This window comes from Acetobacter sicerae, from assembly GCF_011516765.1.
GTDB lineage: Bacteria > Pseudomonadota > Alphaproteobacteria > Acetobacterales > Acetobacteraceae > Acetobacter > Acetobacter sicerae.
In genome coordinates, this window is sequence record NZ_JAAABN010000001.1 from 310,974 (window position 1) to 329,215 (window position 18,242).

15 protein-coding genes and 1 tRNA gene are annotated in these 18,242 nt (G+C 54.5%); 9 read left to right on the plus strand and 7 right to left on the minus strand.

The window, feature by feature from the left end; translation table 11 throughout:
- Positions 1-50: 50 nt before the first annotated feature.
- Positions 51-125, plus strand: a tRNA-Met gene (locus tag GVI59_RS01360).
- A gap of 346 nt (positions 126-471) precedes the next feature.
- On the opposite strand, the gene GVI59_RS01365 is transcribed toward GVI59_RS01360, so the two are convergent.
- From GVI59_RS01365 to argH, 3 genes are all read right to left on the minus strand, one after another.
- Positions 472-1,743: a polysaccharide polymerase gene (locus GVI59_RS01365; protein WP_338422045.1), complete on the minus strand. Its 1,272-nt coding sequence runs from the start codon at positions 1,741-1,743 to the stop codon at positions 472-474.
- A 40-nt stretch (positions 1,744-1,783) separates the two neighbouring features.
- Positions 1,784-2,890 carry an acyltransferase family protein gene (locus GVI59_RS01370; protein ID WP_173572498.1) on the minus strand — a complete coding sequence of 369 codons (1,107 nt, stop codon included), beginning with the start codon at positions 2,888-2,890 and terminating at the stop codon, positions 1,784-1,786.
- 211 nt (positions 2,891-3,101) lie between these two features.
- Positions 3,102-4,553 carry an argininosuccinate lyase gene (gene argH / locus GVI59_RS01375; RefSeq protein WP_173572499.1) on the minus strand — a complete coding sequence of 484 codons (1,452 nt, stop codon included), beginning with the start codon at positions 4,551-4,553 and terminating at the stop codon, positions 3,102-3,104.
- 72 nt (positions 4,554-4,625) lie between these two features.
- Between argH and GVI59_RS01380 the strand changes: the two genes are divergently transcribed.
- From GVI59_RS01380 to GVI59_RS01410, 7 genes are all read left to right on the plus strand, one after another.
- Complete coding sequence (locus GVI59_RS01380; RefSeq protein WP_242012863.1) at positions 4,626-5,153, plus strand: TlpA family protein disulfide reductase; 528 nt, start codon at positions 4,626-4,628, stop codon at positions 5,151-5,153.
- An 11-nt stretch (positions 5,154-5,164) separates the two neighbouring features.
- On the plus strand, positions 5,165-5,374 hold the full coding sequence (locus tag GVI59_RS01385; RefSeq protein WP_173572501.1) for a TOBE domain-containing protein: 210 nt from the start codon (positions 5,165-5,167) through the stop codon (positions 5,372-5,374).
- A gap of 142 nt (positions 5,375-5,516) precedes the next feature.
- A complete protein-coding gene (ileS, locus tag GVI59_RS01390; RefSeq protein ID WP_173572502.1) occupies positions 5,517-8,423 on the plus strand; it encodes an isoleucine--tRNA ligase in 2,907 nt (968 codons plus the stop codon).
- Between the two features lie 4 nt (positions 8,424-8,427).
- Positions 8,428-8,964 carry a signal peptidase II gene (gene lspA, locus GVI59_RS01395; RefSeq protein ID WP_173572503.1) on the plus strand — a complete coding sequence of 179 codons (537 nt, stop codon included), beginning with the start codon at positions 8,428-8,430 and terminating at the stop codon, positions 8,962-8,964.
- Between the two features lie 11 nt (positions 8,965-8,975).
- Positions 8,976-9,512 carry a DUF3035 domain-containing protein gene (locus GVI59_RS01400; RefSeq protein WP_173572504.1) on the plus strand — a complete coding sequence of 179 codons (537 nt, stop codon included), beginning with the start codon at positions 8,976-8,978 and terminating at the stop codon, positions 9,510-9,512.
- Positions 9,513-10,103: 591 nt separating this feature from the next.
- Positions 10,104-11,717 (plus strand): hypothetical protein, encoded by a 1,614-nt coding sequence (locus tag GVI59_RS01405; RefSeq protein WP_242012864.1) that lies wholly within the window; start codon positions 10,104-10,106, stop codon positions 11,715-11,717.
- 170 nt (positions 11,718-11,887) lie between these two features.
- Entirely contained in the window at positions 11,888-13,249 is a 1,362-nt protein-coding gene (locus GVI59_RS01410; RefSeq protein ID WP_173572505.1) for an amino acid permease, read from the plus strand.
- Positions 13,250-13,521: 272 nt separating this feature from the next.
- Here the strand turns inward: GVI59_RS01410 and GVI59_RS01415 are convergent, their stop codons facing one another.
- From GVI59_RS01415 to GVI59_RS01430, 4 genes are all read right to left on the minus strand, one after another.
- The gene (locus GVI59_RS01415; RefSeq protein WP_173572506.1) at positions 13,522-14,139 is read right to left on the minus strand and encodes an O-methyltransferase; all 618 of its coding nucleotides are present in this window, start codon (positions 14,137-14,139) and stop codon (positions 13,522-13,524) included.
- 35 nt (positions 14,140-14,174) lie between these two features.
- Positions 14,175-14,774 (minus strand): PadR family transcriptional regulator, encoded by a 600-nt coding sequence (locus GVI59_RS01420; RefSeq protein WP_173572507.1) that lies wholly within the window; start codon positions 14,772-14,774, stop codon positions 14,175-14,177.
- A 243-nt stretch (positions 14,775-15,017) separates the two neighbouring features.
- Complete coding sequence (locus GVI59_RS01425; protein WP_173572508.1) at positions 15,018-15,155, minus strand: hypothetical protein; 138 nt, start codon at positions 15,153-15,155, stop codon at positions 15,018-15,020.
- 101 nt (positions 15,156-15,256) lie between these two features.
- On the minus strand, positions 15,257-16,687 hold the full coding sequence (locus GVI59_RS01430) for a helix-turn-helix domain-containing protein (protein WP_173572509.1): 1,431 nt from the start codon (positions 16,685-16,687) through the stop codon (positions 15,257-15,259).
- Between the two features lie 133 nt (positions 16,688-16,820).
- Between GVI59_RS01430 and aceA the strand changes: the two genes are divergently transcribed.
- Complete coding sequence (gene aceA / locus GVI59_RS01435; protein ID WP_173572510.1) at positions 16,821-18,101, plus strand: isocitrate lyase; 1,281 nt, start codon at positions 16,821-16,823, stop codon at positions 18,099-18,101.
- Positions 18,102-18,242: the final 141 nt, after the last annotated feature.

The window sequence follows — 18,242 nt, forward strand, 5'->3', positions numbered from 1 at the left end:
GGGTTGACGCCGCCGTCACATCTGGATATTTCAGCGCTCACCGGCGCGATGGCGGTGTAGCTCAGCGGTAGAGCAGGGGAATCATAATCCCTTGGTCGGCGGTTCAAATCCGTCCACCGCTACCATCGGCCGGTTCTTTTCCAGAAATATCAGTAAGCTTTCTGTAATTAGCCACACTTGGAAACTATGGTGGCTGACCTTCTGTATGTAGGTTTTCCAGTTCTGCGCATAGCCAATGAAATCATAAAACCGGATTTCATTGCTCTGGCAGCGAATGCAACATGCGGTTCGAAACTGTCATTATAATGGCCGGGCCACTTACTTCTACGACGGCGTGATCGCGATCATCATTCGTTGCACAGGACAAGCACAGATATATAGCACTGACTTTGGTGAATATTAGAAGCACGAACTGGCAGGAATTCGTTTCCATAAGATCCAACAGGCTGAGGACACCTCAGGGCTATTGGTTCAAGAATTTTTTTCTGAAGATGACAGTTTAAAGCTTGCACCATAAAGAAACCATAAAAGTGAAGCCGTTTTGATGGTAAAGACAGAAGCTCCGACGCATAAAGAAGTCGCAAAATATACTGAGACACACATCCTCATAATACCTGCAACACGATTTGGCATGGACGTAAATGAAAAAGAAATCAAATACACCAAGGCAAAAATTATTCCCAGATTATTAGAGATATAAGCATAACCCGTATCAGCCGTATAAACTGGAGAAACAGCAAGCGCCATCCAGTGCGAAACATCCCAGTAATCCAGAACTCGTCCGGAAAAAAGCAGCCTTCCAGAAAAATCGTCACTCGTGATACTGGGGAGCCAGCCGCTTATTTCATTCATAGAACCAACGACCGTCAATAAGACCATTACACAGACGGGAATTAGAAAAGCAATGAGAGCTGATTGAGCAAAAGGCGTAACGCGCAATATCAGCATCACCAGGCAGCAACCTGTTGCAAAACGGGAATCTGAAAGAACGATCAGTAAGGCGACAATTAGAAACAAACCAATGTTTCGATTACCCGGAGAATTTTTATAGGTCGCAAGACACCAGCCAAAAAGAATTGCTGCAAGATTACCAACGGAATCAGGCTCAAGAAAAACTGAAGAAATTCTGTGTCCACCAAAAATTTGCGGGAAATACAATCGACTGGCGCTTCCCCTATTTCCAGACAGATAAAGATTGGTTCCACTATAGTTTACAGTATCAGAAGAAAGAGCGCCCTTCTGGACATAATACTGCCAAACATTGAAAACATCACCAAACTGAATAGGTGCCAAAAACTCAAAAATAGCAAACACGATTGTAATGGAAATTATAGTATGCAAACATTTATTAACCTGAAAAATGTTTGTCTTGTATCCAATCTGCCAGAATATACAGGCAATAGCAAAATCATGAATGATCTTCAGGCTTAAACTTGGATTTATGAGCTTTGCGCCGACCATATAAGCAATTGACAAAGCTCCTATTACAGCGACTTTACGACTGATATCGTGCCGGATAACTATAAATCCAGCCAACATAATGGCTAGCTCTACTACAGCAACCAAAGATGCGTTAACGTATATCCAACCACGTGTATTAATAAAACATAGAATAATATTAAAGGCTACTGACAAAACAACGAGCCAGGAACCAAAATTCATTCGAGAGGAGCTTTTCGGACGCAAACCCGTCATAAAGGAATTTCCGCGTGGGGGTATCCCCTGCATTATGGCACCACTCACAGTAGCTTCCTTCTAATGAATGTACTCAACAAACAGAAACCTAGCCACTGCTTCGCATCGTTCTGGCAATAGTACGTCCCAGAGAGTGCAATGGGAGCTCTATAACCCGATAGGTAAAACACGACAAAATCAGGGTCATCAAAAAAGTGCTCAATACGAGCAGAATTTGCGTTGATACAGGGCTTTCGAGAAGACCTTTTTCGCCCCAAACCTTCATAAAAACGGAAAACAAAACCAGCATAAGCTGAAGATGGAGAAGATAAATACTATAAGATAATTCCCCCATATTCACCAAAAATCTTGAATTTAAAAATTTCATATCCTTTCCAAAGAAGTAAATATTGCGTATAAGAAAAAAAGAAAATATCGTTTCAAAAATATCAAATACATTTTCTCTAAAATGCATATTACTAAAGACGAACCGATCGCACATTAACATTATAAAACACCCCACAGTTACCCACGGATAGTGCTTTTTAGGAGCGGGGAAAATTGTAATGAGCGTTCCCAGACAAAAAGCAAGAGCAAACTGCGGCCCCAGACCATCAGGGAAAGGAAACAAGGCGATTAAAAAACATACAATCAACAGGACTGATCTATATCTTTGTTTTCTCAAAACAATCAGCATAAATGGATAAATAACGGAAAATAATAATTCCACACGCAATGACCACATGGGACCATTGTACCGTGTAAAAACGCCCATAAGGGCGAGAAACACGCGATGAATATCGATTGGCGTTGATAAATTTCTGGCAAGCCAGTCAACAACAGACGCATAAGAAATGGTCTGTCGAACAGACCACAGACATAGCAAAGATAACCCTACAGAAAACCAGAGCAATGGATATATGCGAAATGCACGCTGAACGTAGAACGCTCCAATAAACCGCCAGGATGGTTTATCCATCTTTCTCAAGGCCAATGACAAAACGCAGCCACTCAGGACAAAAAACACAAGGACAGCGGCTTCAGCATTAAAAAGAGAAGAAAAAATCCACCACCCAGTAGGTATATTCTCTTTCTTATAATGAAAAACCTGAACAGCATGCCCTATCAAAACAAACAAGCAGGCAATTCCACGAACGGAAGTCAATTGAACCAAATAATTACTTGGCTCAGGTGGAATAACATCCAATTTCTCCATTAATCTTACCTCTGTAAAATCGTCTTCAAAATATTATTTTGTTAGATCTTGCAGACAGATCAAAACGAATTTCAATCCGGCGCAGGATAACTGCGAGGATAAATAATCTCACTAGCAGGCCCTGGAGGATGAGGCGTGCCTTTTTTACCGCACCCCGCGAGAGGCAGCGTGATGCAGACGAGCGCCAACAGCGCTGTAAATCGCCGGGTCATCAATTGCTCTGCTCCTTTCCAAGCCGCTCAAGCCAGGCCTCGGCTTCCCGACGCACATTAGTTCCCGCCGTCCCGCCTTCACTCACACGCGAGGCAATCGACGCCTCCACGGTCAGAACGGAATAAATATCCTGTGTAATACCCGGCTCAACGGACTGCATTTCCGCAAGGCTCAGATCAGACAGATCGACACCCTTCTTTTCCGCCATAGCCACCAACTGACCGGTGACATGATGAGCCGTGCGGAACGGCACCTTGAGAACACGAACAAGCCAGTCTGCAAGATCCGTAGCGGTCGAGAACCCGGAACCGGCATATTTGCGCATCTGGTCAACATTCGCAGTCAGATCACGCACCATGCCGTCACACGCAGCAAGCGTAAGCGCCATCGCTTCCGTCGCCTCAAACACAGGAACCTTGTCCTCCTGCATGTCCTTGGCATAGGCGAGCGGCAGGCCCTTCATCACTGTCAGCAGGCTCACCATCGAGCCCAGCACGCGACCGACCTTGGCGCGCGCCAGCTCAGCGGCGTCCGGGTTGCGCTTCTGCGGCATGATGGAGGAGCCGGTGGTGAAGGCGTCCGTCAGGCGGATGAAGCTGAACGGTGACGAACACCAGATGACAATCTCTTCGGCAAAACGGGACAGGTGCATCGCCATGATCGAGAGTGCGGAGAGATATTCGAGCGCGAAGTCACGGTCCGACACGGAATCGAGCGAATTGGCGGTCGGACGGTCAAACCCGAGCGCAGCCGCCGTCATCTTGCGGTCAATGGGGAAAGACGTTCCGGCGAGAGCGGCTGACCCGAGCGGGCACTCGTTCAGACGCTTGCGGGCATCCGCCAGACGACCGCGATCACGCGACAGCATCTCGACATAGGCCAGCAGGTGATGACCGAACGTGACCGGCTGGGCGGTCTGGAGATGTGTGAAACCGGGCATCGCCGTGTCGGCATATTCCAGAGCACGCGTGGCGAGTGAGCGCATCAGCGCTTCGACCTGCCCGCTGATCCCGTCGATGGCGTCGCGCACCCAGAGGCGGAAATCCGTCGCCACCTGATCGTTACGGGACCGACCGGTGTGCAGGCGCTTGCCCGCCTCGCCGATCCGGTCGCTCAGACGCGCCTCGATATTCATATGGATGTCTTCGAGCGCCTCATCGAACGGGAACGATCCAGCTTCGATCTCCGCGCCGATTTCGGTCAGGCCGCGTTTGATGGCGGCTTCATCGTCAGCACTGATGATGCCGACCTTCTTCAGCATGGCGGCATGAGCCAGCGATCCGGCGATATCCTGCCGCCACATGACCTTGTCGAAACCGATGGATGCGTTGATCTCGCGCATGATCGCGGACGGGCCACCAGCGAACCGGCCGCCCCACTGCACATTTGCGCTATTTTCTGTCGGGCTTTCTGTCGGCTTGCTCACTGCGTTCTGCTCGTCCACACTCATCAAATGCCTCAACATCACTTTCGCCCCCGCGTCTCGTCCGCGAAACTGAAACTGCAGCGGCGTTCCATTCTCATGCTGGCCGGCACCCTAGTCGCAGGCATGACGCCGCGCAAACCTCTTCGTGCACAAGGTATCACGGATACTCCGCTTTCGCTGTCAACGCTGACAAAAGAATCTCCCCAGCCTCTGACAGGACAGACCATCACAGACAGGGATGGTGCTGAGCACTCTCTGGAAGATTTCCGAGGCAGGCCGACGATCGTGCATCTGTGGGCGACATGGTGCGGCCCATGCATCAGCGAACTCCCTGCCCTCGCCCGAATCATGCCTTCACTGACGGCAGGCGGCATGGCCGTGGTCCCTGTTTCGGTCGATCACCGAGGCCCCGAAGTCGTCCTGCCTTTTCTCAAAAAACTGCATATGGAGGATTTTTCTTCCTACTATGATCAGAGGCGGGCCATACCGGCCAGCCTTGAGGAAAGCAGCCTGCCGCTGACCCTTTTTCTCAACGCACAGGCAGAGCTGGTCTGCCGTCACGCAGGCCCTCTTCTGTGGAACACTCCGGACGCAGTCGCTATTCTGCTGCGCCTGATGACATGAAGGACACCACCATGAAACTCAGCGCACGCAACCAGATCCGCGGCACGGTGACGGCCATTGCCAAAGGCGCCACCACGTCTCACGTCAGCATCGACATCGGTGGGACAACGGTCATGGCCGCCATTACCAATGAAGCCGTGGCCGATCTGGACCTGACAGTCGGCAAGCCTGCCTACGCCGTGATCAAGGCGTCCGATGTGATGGTCGGCGTGGAAGACTGAACCGCCATAAACGTGGCGTTGGCGACGCCGCATTGGACCACAAACTTGACCGGGCCGGTTGGTCCTCTTCATAACGTCCTGCCCCTTACCGGGACAGGACGTAAGTCCATCATGAATTTTAGCGAATGACCAAGCGGGAACGATGACCGGATCGGACAAGACGAACACGAGCAACGCTGAGGCAGACGGTTTTCGCGATACCGTTTTCCTACCGAAGACCTCGTTTCCCATGCGCGGCAATCTGCCGAAAAGGGAGCCGGAACTGCTCGCCCGATGGCAGGAACTGGATCTCGACGGCAAAATTCTCGCCCAGAGCGAAGGCCGGCCGCTGTTCGTGCTGCATGATGGCCCTCCCTACGCCAATGGCAACCTGCATATCGGCCACGCCCTGAACAAGATCCTCAAGGACGTGATTAACCGCAGCCACCGCATGACAGGCTTTGCCGTCCATTATGTTCCCGGCTGGGACTGTCATGGCCTTCCCATCGAGTGGAAGGTTGAAGAGGAATACCGCAAGGCGAAACGCGACAAGGATTCCATTCCTGTCCTCCAGTTCCGTGGCGAATGCCGTGCGTGGGCCGCGAAATGGCTCGACGTGCAGATGGGCGAATTCCAGCGGCTCGGCGTGCAGGGCGAATGGAACCACCGCTATTCCACAATGGACTACAGCTCAGAGTCCGCCATCGTTGGGGAAATCGGCAAGTTCCTGCTGAACGGCGCTCTGTATCGCGGCCTGCGCCCGGTCATGTGGAGCCCGGTCGAAAAGACGGCATTGGCGGAAGCCGAGATCGAATATCACGATCACAAGTCCACGACGATCTACGTCGCCTTCCCGATCATCACGGACCCGACTTCGGCTGAGGCGCTCCGCGATGTGTCCGCCGTCATCTGGACGACCACCCCGTGGACAATTCCGGCCAACCGCGCCATCGCCTATAACCCGGAAATCACCTACGTCGTGCTTCGAGCCGACGAGACTGCGGCTGATGCGGCCATCGCGCCCGGTATGAAGCTGCTGGTCGCCGAGCGCCTTGTCGAGCAGGTCTGCAAGGATTGCGGCATCCTTGAGCACCATATTCTCTACACCATGCCCGGTTCCGCCCTGAACGGAGGCATCGCATCGCATCCTCTGCGAGGTCAGGGATATGACTTCGACGTGCCTTTGCTGGCCGCCGAGTATGTCACTGACGACGCTGGCACGGGACTGGTGCACATCGCGCCGTCGCATGGAGAGGATGACTTCGCAGTCGGCAAGGCGAATGGGATCGAAATCCCTGAACTGATTGCGGACGATGGTCGTTACGTAGATCGCGTGCCACTGTTTGCTGGCACGCATGTGTTCAAGGCGGCTGATCCGGTCTGCGCCGCGCTTTCCGAAAGCATGACCAGGGCCGTGGAAGAGGATATCGCGCCAAACGGTCTTCTCGCGCGTGGTGAACTTGTTCATTCCTACCCGCACTCATGGCGGTCACGGAAACCGATCATCTACCGCGCCACGCCGCAGTGGTTCATCCGCATGGATGGCGAAAACCGGATTCGCGAGAAAGCGCTTCGTGCACTTGGGGATGTCACTTTCGTTCCGGCACAGGCCCGTAACCGTCTGACCTCCATGGTCGCAGATCGCCCGGACTGGTGCATTTCGCGTCAGCGTGCATGGGGTGTGCCCATCGCGGTATTCGTGAACAGACAGACCGGCGAAGTCCTGCGTGACGCCGCTGTCATGGAACGTATCGTGGCAGCCTTCCGCGAGGAGGGTGCGGACGCCTGGTATGACAGCGACCCGTCGCGCTTCCTCGGCAACGAGTATAACGCCGCTGACTTTGAGCAGGTTTTCGACGTTGTCGATGTCTGGTTTGAAAGCGGTTCGACCCATTCGTTCGTGCTGAACCAGCCCGGTCTGCGTTTCCCAGCCGACCTGTATCTGGAAGGCTCCGACCAGCATCGCGGCTGGTTCCAGTCCTCCCTACTGGAGAGCGTCGGCACACGAGGCGTCGCCCCTTACAGGACGCTTGTGACCAACGGCTTCGTGCTCGACGAGCAGGGCCGCAAGATGTCGAAATCGCTGGGCAACGTTATCGCCCCGCAGGATGTGAACGATTCGCTCGGCGCTGATATCCTGCGTCTGTGGGTGATGAATTCCGACACCAATGAAGACCTTCGCATCGGCAAGGAAATCCTCAAGCAGCAGGGTGAGCTCTATCGCCGCCTGCGTAATACTCTTCGCTGGCTGCTTGGCGCGCTGGAAGGTTACACGGATGCGGAAGCTGTTCCGTATGAAGAACTGCCCGAGCTTGAGAAATGGGTGCTGCATCGCCTGACCGAATTCGACGGTATGATGCGTCAGGCCGTCGAGACGCATGAATGGGTTGGCGTCTACCCTGCCCTGCACGGTTTCTGCACCACCGACCTTTCCGCCTTCTATTTCGACGTCCGCAAGGATGTCATCTACTGCGACGGCAAGGACAGTCTGCGTCGTCGTGCGGCCCGCACGGTGCTGGATGTGCTGCATCGGTGCCTCGCCACGTGGCTGGCCCCTGTGCTGGTCTTCACGGCTGACGATGCATGGACCGCCCGCTTTGGCAAAGACTCATCCGTGCATCTGGAATCCTTCCCTGTCGTTCCGGAAGAATGGAACGACCCGGAACTCGGCGATCGCTGGACAACCCTGCGTGCTGTCCGCCGCATCATCACCACGGAGATCGAAACCGCCCGTCGGTCAGGGCAGATCGGCTCTTCCCTACAGGCGGCGGTCGAGCTGCCGGTCTATGAAGACCAGATCTCTCTGTTTGACAGTGTAGACTGGACCGATCTCGCTATTGTTTCGCAAGCTGAATTCTCCATTATCCCGGAGACAGCGCCCCAGCCTGAAAACGGTGCGGGTATTCCGTGTGGTGTCCCTGTCGTGAGCGTGGCGGAAGGTGAAAAATGCGTCCGTTGCTGGAAGATTCTGCCTGAAGTAGGGCAGAACGCGGCATATCCGACGCTGTGCGTGCGCTGTGCGGATGTGGTCGCAAACGGTCTGTTCTGCGCGCCAGCGGCTGGCGACTGAGAGAATGCGGCTCCATTATCGCTCGCTGGCGGTCGGTCTGTTTTGTGCCGCTATCGTCTTTCTGGTCGATCAGATATCCAAATACTGGATTCTGTTCGACTTCCGGCTACCTGAAAAAGGCTCTGTCGCAATCTGTCCCGGCCTGAACTTCACCATGGTCTGGAATCACGCCATTACCTTTGGGATGTTCGGTGGCGCGGGGGCCGCGGGCAGAATCATTTTTTCCGTCATTTCACTCGCCATCGTTGCGGGCTTGCTGACGTGGATTGCCCGGACTCCCCGTCTGCTGATTGCCGGTCTGGCCGGAGCCATTACTGGCGGCGCGGTTGGCAATGTGCTTGACCGGCTGCGTTATGGGGCTGTTGTCGACTTTATCCATGCCCATGCTTTCGGCTGGTCGTGGTATGTCTTCAATATCGCTGATGCGGCGATTGTGTGTAGTGTAGCAGGTCTGATAGTGGACAGTCTGTATCGGGAACGGCAGCATCCTTCTCAACAGGGTGATGGCCGGCCAGTCGAGCGGAGCGCCGGGGACAAGTGAGGCAGAACAGAATGCGAGTAATCGTCGGATTTCGACATGTAGCTCTTGGACTTGGACTAAGCGCCCTGCTGACAGGGTGTGCAGGCAGCGATGTCACGCGCGCCTTCGGCCTTCAGCGCAATGTGCCGGATGAATATACGGTGACGACCCGGGCGCCGTTGTCCATGCCGCCCTCAACCGAGCTGGTGAAGCCGGGCTCGGGCATTGATCACACCCGCGACGAAAGTCAGCGGATGGAAGCTCTGGAAACGCTGTCCCCTGATGTCGCGCTACATGGCACGTCCGGGCCGGACAGTTCGGGTCAGACAATGCTGATCAACGAGGCGGACGACGCTGCCGAGCAGGCTGATCAGGGTGAACTGGGCAAGGCCGGCGAAGGCTATGTCGATGCCCTGCTGTTCTGGAAAGGTGGTGGCGCTGGCTCCGTCGTCGATGGCGATGCGGAAAATCGCCGGCTGAAAGCGAACGCGGCTCTGGGAAATCCTCCAACCAAAGGCGCCACGCCAACCAAGAAAGCGAAGAAGTCCAAGGTTCTTGGCGTTCTTTGAAGATTGCATTGAAGTCGTTCGGGCATTCCTGAATGCCCGTTGCGTAAAGCAGCTCTCAATGGGCTGCTTTTTTATTTTCATACCGGCAGTTCTGGTAATCGGCTGTCCATCACCTGCTTTTTCAATAAGCCAGTCGCACGATCCGATCTGCCTGACCTGCGTCTTTGCGATCTTCAGATCCGTCTCAATCTAAGTAAAACAGATGCATCTTTAATGATGCTACACTGCTTATGAGGCACAGATTTTTAAAAGCCTTTTAAATATCTCCTGATACTATCGCGCCATATTGGAAATCACTTTCCCCGTTGATATGACAGCATTGCGTGACACAAAAAAACATAAACCAGCATTAAATCTCAAGTGAAATACAAAGAAGAATCACTTCTTCTATGTAGAAAGTTTTTATTTCGATCTTGATGTAATATTTCACAACACACAAAATACAACTTTGTTTCAAAACAAAAACGAATTAGAAGAATCCTATTATACTTGAAGCCGCCAAAAGTGCTTGACGCTTGAATATAATATATCATTATGGGATAAATATGAAAAATCAGGTGTAGCCTTCTTAGTGATGATCCGGCGAGTGGCATGAAAAACCAGACACAATCCAAATCATTTCTTGATAGAAATGAGTCACTTGCGGGTCGCATAAAAACAAGCCTACTCCATCAGAAAAGCAAAATTGCCCTTTTCACTTTCACTGCGTTTCTTTCTCCTCTTTATGACAAGGATGCGCAGGCGGAAACAACGCTGGTTTCCGCCAAAAATGTTACGATCATGGGTGCGCTCGATATTGGTGGAGCAGCTTTCTTTCTCCCCAACACCAATTTTGGCGCCGGTTCCTATGAGCCCCGCAAAGACGGAAGCTACATAAAAAACAAGAATTCCTCCTATGGCGAATTGTATGGGAAACCCATGCTGAGTGGACGCTGGGACACTCAGTGGGGCTTCAATGTGTTCGGCATGATCTCCGCAATCGGATCCACGACGCTCGGAGACGGCGATGCACAAAGTATATCACAGACATCCGGAACACCTCGCGCTGTCACTCTGGAGGACGCCAATCTTGGCGTCGAGATCCCACTCCATCTGCTGAAAGGCAATCAGAAACTGATTATTGAAGGCGGACGCCAGCGTTTTCAGATCGACGACGGCTTCATGATTGGTAAAGGCGCTTACAGCTCCGGTAGCCGGGGGGCGTGGTGGTATGCGCCACGTTTTGCATTCTCTGGTCCCGGCGTCGTTAAATTCGAAGCGGATTCAGTGCGTGCTGATGTTTTCATGCTTGAGAACAACAGCGATAACGATCAGGATCAGGGCTACGATCGTCCAAAAACGAAATTTGAGGGTTTTGACGTTACCTGGTTCAGGAACAAGCCGGGAGGACACGGCGCATCTCTGTATGAAGATCGAGCCGCTTATGTGACGCTGACCTATCTCCATGTTCGCGATTCTGACAGTTCATCGCACTATAATTACAATTATCGTGGCAGCCGGGATGGAATGAATGTCGCTTCTCTGAGCTGGGGAGGAACACCAATCCCTATAAAATCCCTTGGCATATCGAAGAACTTTACATTTTACGGAGACTTCGTCGCGGAAGAAAACAGTCATGCCCGCAACGGGTATCAGTCGACAGAAGCTTACGGAATGTATTTTGAACCGGGCTATATTTTTTCAAAGTTGCCGTGGAAACCCTACGTTTTCTACCGTTACACCCGGTTCGGGGGCGCCAAGAACTCGCACGGTTCCGTCAAGAGAAATTACGATCCCCTGTTTCTGTATGACGGCCGTCGTTATACGTACGGTGGTTACTGGCCTGGCGAAATCGTCGGTATGTATCTATCGCCGTTATCCGATGTCGAAATTCATCAGTTCAATATAACAGCAGTACCGCCTGTACATATTCTTCGGAAAGATGATGAACTGACGATCGGAGCGCATTTCTACGATCTTCGCCTGCTGTATCCGGGAGGGATGGGCCTGCCCCAGAACACCAAACGTCATATCTCGGATGAAATCGATTTTTCAGCCGAATATAAATATGATGAGACATTATCAGGAGCTGTTGCGGGTGGGGTTGCATTTTCCGGCCCTACCGCCAAGGCTTTTGCCCGATCAGGCATTCCAGAAGGATACAGCACACCTTCCATTGGCCAACATGCCGGTATCATTGAGGCATATTTCTACAAACACTTCTAAAATGGTATTGCGTTCCTTGACCTGAGCCAGCGTCTAAACTGTAATGACTTCGGAACAAAGGAGCGGCATGCTTTCGTATTCAGCAACATTGCTGACCTATCACCCAGTTTTTTCTTTCTTCTGCCAGGCAGAGGTGACGGAAACAGACATCTACAGAGGATTTATCTCTCATGGCGGAGCAGAATAACCCAGTGGGCACGCTACAGGAAAACGGTCTGAAGAACCGGCACATCATGATGATTGCTCTCGGCGGCGTCATTGGAGCAGGCCTGTTTGTCGGAAGCAGCGCTGCGATTGTGGCGACCGGCCCCGCCATCCTTCTGGGTTTCCTCATGGTCGGCATCCTGATCTTCATGATCATGCGTATGCTCGGGGAAATGGTGATCGCCGATCCAGGGCGCGGCTCCTTCGTGGAATATATCCGCAAGGCGCACGGCGACCATGTCGGCTTTACCTCTGGCTGGCTCTACTGGTTTTTCTGGGTTGTCGTGCTGGGCAGTGAAGCGATCGCCGGCGCCATGCTGTTACAGGATTGGATCAATCTGCCTGTCTGGGCGCTGTCTCTCGGCCTGATTATTCTTCTCCAGCTTATCAACTTCGCCGCTCCCCGTATTTTTGGTGAATGCGAATTCTGGCTTTCCGGCATCAAGGTTCTCAGCATCCTGCTCTTTGTCGGCATTTCCCTGCTGTATGTTTTCCACATCTTTGGTCCGGGCGTGCCTGCTGCTGAAAATTTCCTCGGTCATGGCGGCTTTTTCCCGCACGGTTTCATCTCCGTCCTTTCCCTGATCCCGACCATCCTGTTCACCATGATGGGTTCGGAAATCGCCACCGTTGCTGCGGCTGAATCGTCCGAACCCGGCAAGAATGTCGCCCGTGTGACACGCAGCGTCGGCATCCGCGTAACGCTGTTCTATCTCGCCTCCGTCACAATGATCCTGCTCGTCATTCCCTGGACGTCCGTTGTCGCTGGAAAATCGCCTTTCGTGACAGCCATGGATGTGATGGGTATTCCGGGCGCGGGCCTCATCACCCGTCTCGTTATCCTGAGCGCGGTTCTGTCCTGCCTCAACTCCAGCATGTACATCACCTCCCGCATCCTGACGGAACTGGCCGACAAGGGCGACGCCCCGCAGGTTCTTACCCGTAATTCCACGGCTGAGGCCCCTCGTCTCGCCATTCTGGTCAGCAGCATTGCAGGCGCGGTCGTCGCCTTCTCATCCATTCTCGCACCGAAAACGGTTTTCGCTTTTCTGCTGAACTGTAGCGGCGGTCTGATCCTGCTGATCTACTGCCTGATCGCCTCGTCCTACATCGTTGCACGTCATCTGGCCCGTAAGGATGGGACGGAAAAGGAAAACTTCGCGCTACCGCTGTTTCCGGTGATCAACTACGTGACAATCGGTGCTGTGGTTCTGGTTTTCATCGCCATGCTGATCGATCCGGGCGAGCGTATGACAGCACTGAGCTCCCTGCTGACGGCTATAGCGTGCTACATTCTGGCGCGTATTTTCGCACGCAAGGCCGCATGATTTAAAAACGGACTATATTGTTCATCTCGTGCACGACCCATCTCGCTCCAAGAGCGCGTGAGCAATAAAAGGCGGAAAGATCATCACCGCCGGGATCTACGAAATACATGATCTCGGCGGTGATGATACTCACGGGAAAAGCCGTGCACACAACAGCAGGGCTGTCCGGATAGTTGATTCTGTGTCTTGTCCCGGTCCGACCGACAGGCCGATAAGAAACACCCAAGGCCGCACGTAGCCTTGGGTGTTTCCAATTATCGTCGCAAAAAGATTTAAGCCGGCTCGAAGCGGCTGATCTCGATCCCCGTCCCCACGGGCAGAAGGACGCTGGAGATACCCGGCAACGCACGGATGGCGCGGCCATAACGCTTCACATCCTCCGTTCCGGGGCGGATCATGTTGTCGGCTACGATGATCGCGCCCGGGTTGAGACGCGGATAGAACGCCTCAAGGCAGGGCACGTAGAGATCCTTCCATAGATCGACGAACACGAAATCGACCTTTTGTGTGAGGTCTCCGATCATGGAAACGGCGTCGCCGACACGGAAATCGATCCACTCGGCCAGCCCGGCCTTTTCCGCCATGTCCCGGGCATAGGCCGATTTGTACTCATGCAGTTCCATCGTGATCAGTTTCCCGCCTGTCGCGCGGGCTGCCTCGGAAAGCCAGATCCCGGAATAGCCGAAGGATGTGCCCAGTTCGAGAATGGTCGGGGCGGAGAGGCTGCGCGCCAGAATGTTCATCAATCGCCCTGTATCGGGTCCGATGGCGCGCATGCGCTGATCCTGACCCCCATCCCGGCCACCGGGTGGCTCTTCGCGTGGGCGGCTGCGCTCTTCCTGCATCCGGGCATGATAGAGATCGAGAACCGCCGTAATTCTATCGTCCATGATACGCTCCCTACATCGTTCTGTAGCCGTCACTCTCAAACCTGTTCGATGGCGCGAGCCGCCTCGTCGAGCACCGTTGCAATCTTCGCTTCGGCTTCAGCATCCAGACCACCATTGCGTAGACGAAGACGCAGGGCGGTCTTGAGGTTTTCCATCCCACGCATCACCGGCATGGACAGAGAGCGGCGTCCACCCTTTCCTTCGGTATCAGCACGCGCTGCCCGCGCGAGGATTTCGTCCAGCGCGGCCCTGTTGGACGCCACGAACGCTTCCCCTTCGGAAGTGATGCCGTAGCTCTTGCGGCCTTCCTCTGCCGTCGGACGAATATAGCCCGCTTCTTCCAGCCAGGTGAGCGTCGGATAGATCACACCGGGGCTCGGCGTGTAACTGCCACCGAATTTCTCCTCGATGGTCTTGATGAGTTCATAGCCGTAGGTCGGGTTTTCCGCGATCAGGCTGAGGACCAGAAGGCGCATTTCACCGTAGTCGAAAAGCCGGTGACGTCCGCCCCGGTGTCCGCCGCCGTGATGCCCGCCACGCCCGTGAGAACGACGAGGCTCATTGCCGCCGGCCATGCCTTCGGGAGAAAAAGTCTGACGGTTGCGACCGCCTGCGTGTCTGTTTCTGTGTTTCATACTTACCGATATATATCCCGATATATCTTACGTCAAGATATATTGGGATATATTTTCTGACATACCTATGAAGCCACCATTTCAGGTGCACAAACAGTCCATCCCCCCAGTTCCCTGCCCTGATCCCATGACGGGAAAATGTCAGTGCGTTCCTTTTTCCTGAATGCAGAAGCGCATCGCGCGCCAGTGGATAGCGCATGGAGGCGTGAACAAGGCCTGCGCCTGAGTGATAGGCCGCTTGGCTCAGACCATGCCGTAGCCGCCCAACAACATCAGCGCCTTGGTCACCACGGCCAATCCGGGTGAAGTATTGGCGATCCGGTCCCTGACCGCCGCCGTAATGGTCGATCTTGTCGTGTCGGCCGCAACCAACGTGACCACGCAAAGGAAGCCGAACGGCTCAAGCCCCACACGCGCTGAACCAGAAAGAAGAAGACGAAATATCCGTCTTCTTCTTTTTCGCTATATGCCCGACGCCAGCTTCACGGCCCTTCGAACGGTATCGGACGCAGGACGCGCTCATTGATGTCTGGGATCAGACGGTGGTTCAGCGGTGGGAAGGCCCGTGACCGGCAATCCTCCCAGTCACACAGATGACAGGAAATGCCGATTGAAGTCGGTCGCGCATCCAGATTGAGGTGGTCGGAATACACCACCTCCCGCGCACGCGAGAGGTCGCATCCGATGGTAATGGTCCGTATGGGACGCGCATCGCCCCAGCGTTGGGCCATGCCCATTGAGCTTTTGGCAATCGACAGAAAAGACTGGCCTGTCGTGAAAGCGACAATCTGCGTCTTGATCTGGCCGAGCGTTGTAAAAGCGGTGCAGGCGTTCCACTGCGGGCATGGATTGCCCTGCCGTGGAATGGGAAAACCACAGGCTGAAAAACTTTTACTGATGTTTCCCGCCGGGTCCGTCCTGACGAAGAAGAACGGCACCCCCCTTGCCCCCGGACGCTGAAGACTGGCGAGACGCTGGGCCGCCTGCTGATACGACACACCGAAGCGGAAACTCAGCACTTCCATATCGTAGCGGTTGGCAACGGCCATTTTGAGAAAAGCCATGTAAGGCATGAGCACCGCAGCAGCAGCGTAATTGGTCAGACCAATCTGCAGGAACGTCCGGGCTTCCCTGGTGCTCGGCTCCATTTCCGTCAGAAGAGCCTCAACAACATCCCTCGCCTCCAGCAGCATGAGTTGAAACGCTAGCTGGAATCCTCGACTTTCACGAGGCAGAAGATCGGAAAGAACAAGCTGGCGCGTAACAGGATCATAACGCCTCAGAGCATCATCGAGAGGCAGAACCTGCACGACAACCCCATGCTTCTGGCGCAGTCGCGTCGCCACGGCGTGGTTCACCTCGGCCTGCGGCAGCCCCTCTCCACGAACAAATCCCATATCCCGCGCCATTTCTTCCCGCACGGTTTCGGCAATTTCCTCCAATACGGGGAAATAGCTGCGATGTTCGTCATAGACCTTCCGCACTTCCTCCTGCGGCAGGACAAGACGACGCCCCCCCGGCAGCGCCATGCCCTCGGCGTCATGGCGCGCCGCCCGATAGGCCTGATGCAGCGCCAGAATCGCCTTGGCGACATGAGCCTGCGAGGCGACAGCCGCGACCTCATGGGCCGTCCCCTCCATATCGTTGCCCAGTTCCGGGTCCGACAGCGCTTCCCGTAACTGCGCCTCAATCTTCTGCTCTTCCGAGCCAGACAGCGCCTCGATGCTTACATCCAGTGCGCGGGTGAACTTGATCAGCAGAGAAGCCGTCACGCTGCGCTGATCATGTTCGATCAGATTGAGATAACTGGCGGAAATTCCCAGTCGCGCAGCCAGAGCCTGCTGCGAAAGCTCCCTTTCCTGCCTGAGACGACGAACGATACGGCCAATGCGTGTTGAAGATGATCCTGCCATGACACGATTTACAAATATAGAGTTATTTTTGTAAACGAATTTACAGCATTCATAGGAAACTGTTCCTTTTCTGTAGAAGTAATCAATGAAACCATCTTAACTGAAAACATCACAAACAAGAAGGAACAACGCCATGTCCGTTGAAGCCATCGAAAAGTTCATCAGCGACAAGACCCGTTTTGCCGGTATCAAGCGGGATTACACCGCGCAGGATGTGGCGAAGCTCTCCGGGTCGTTCACCGTCGAACACACGATCGCACGGATGGGCGCCGAGCGCCTGTGGAAACTGCTGCATGAAGAGCCCTACATCAACTCGCTTGGCGCGCTTACAGGCAATCAGGCCATGCAGCAGGTCAAGGCAGGCCTGAAGGCCATCTACCTTTCCGGCTGGCAGGTTGCGGCGGACGCGAACCTTGCGGGGCAGATGTACCCCGACCAGTCGCTCTACCCGGCCAACTCCGTGCCGAACGTGGTATCGCGCATCAACAACGCCCTGCGTCGTTGTGACGAGATCGCGACTCTGGAAGGCAAGGGCGACAAGACCTACTGGATGGCCCCGATCGTGGCCGATGCGGAAGCGGGTTTCGGCGGTGCGCTGAACGTGTTCGAACTGATGCGCTCCATGATTTCGGCTGGTGCGGCAGGCGTTCACTTCGAGGACCAGCTTGCATCAGAGAAGAAGTGCGGTCACCTCGGCGGCAAGGTGCTGATCCCCATTTCACAGCACCTGCGTTCGCTGAACTCCGCCCGTCTGGCCGCCGATGTCGAGCGCACGCCGACCCTGCTGGTCTGCCGCACGGACGCCCATTCCGCGCAGCTTCTCACGTCGGACGTGGACGAGCGCGACCGCCCGTTCCTCTCCGGCGAGCGCACGGCGGAAGGTTTCTTCCGGATCAAGGAGGGTCTCGGCGTCGAATACGCGATCGCCCGTTGCGAGGCCTACGCGCCGTATGCCGACCTGCTGTGGTGGGAGACGTCCGAGCCGAACCTGAAGGAAGCCGAGCAGTTCGCCGAGGCGATCCACAAGAAGTTCCCCGGCAAGCTTCTGGCCTACAACTGCTCGCCCTCTTTCAACTGGAAGAAGAAACTTTCGGAAAAGGAGATTGCCGAATACCAGAAGACCATCGGCAAAATGGGTTACAAATACCAGTTCGTCACGCTTGCGGGCTTCCACGCACTGAACTTCTCCATGTTCCAGCTTGCGAAAGGCTACGCCGAGCGCGGCATGGCGGCCTACTCCGAGTTGCAGCAGGCCGAGTTCGCGGCGGAGCCGGAAGGCTACACCGCAACCCGCCATCAGCGCGAGGTGGGTACGAGCTGGTTCGACGCCGTCGCCACAACGGCCAGCGGCGGTCAGTCCTCCACAACGGCCATGCACGGCTCCACCGAGCATGACCAGTTCCACCATCACTGACCACTGAACTCCCGCGCCGGAGCCGATCCGGCGCACATCGTCCCGTCCAGCTGCGGAGGCGGGCGGGACGATGGTCCTCATTTCATCGAAGCAGCCGTGGCGTTTTTCTGCCCCTCCCTATGCATCCAGAACAGGGCATCC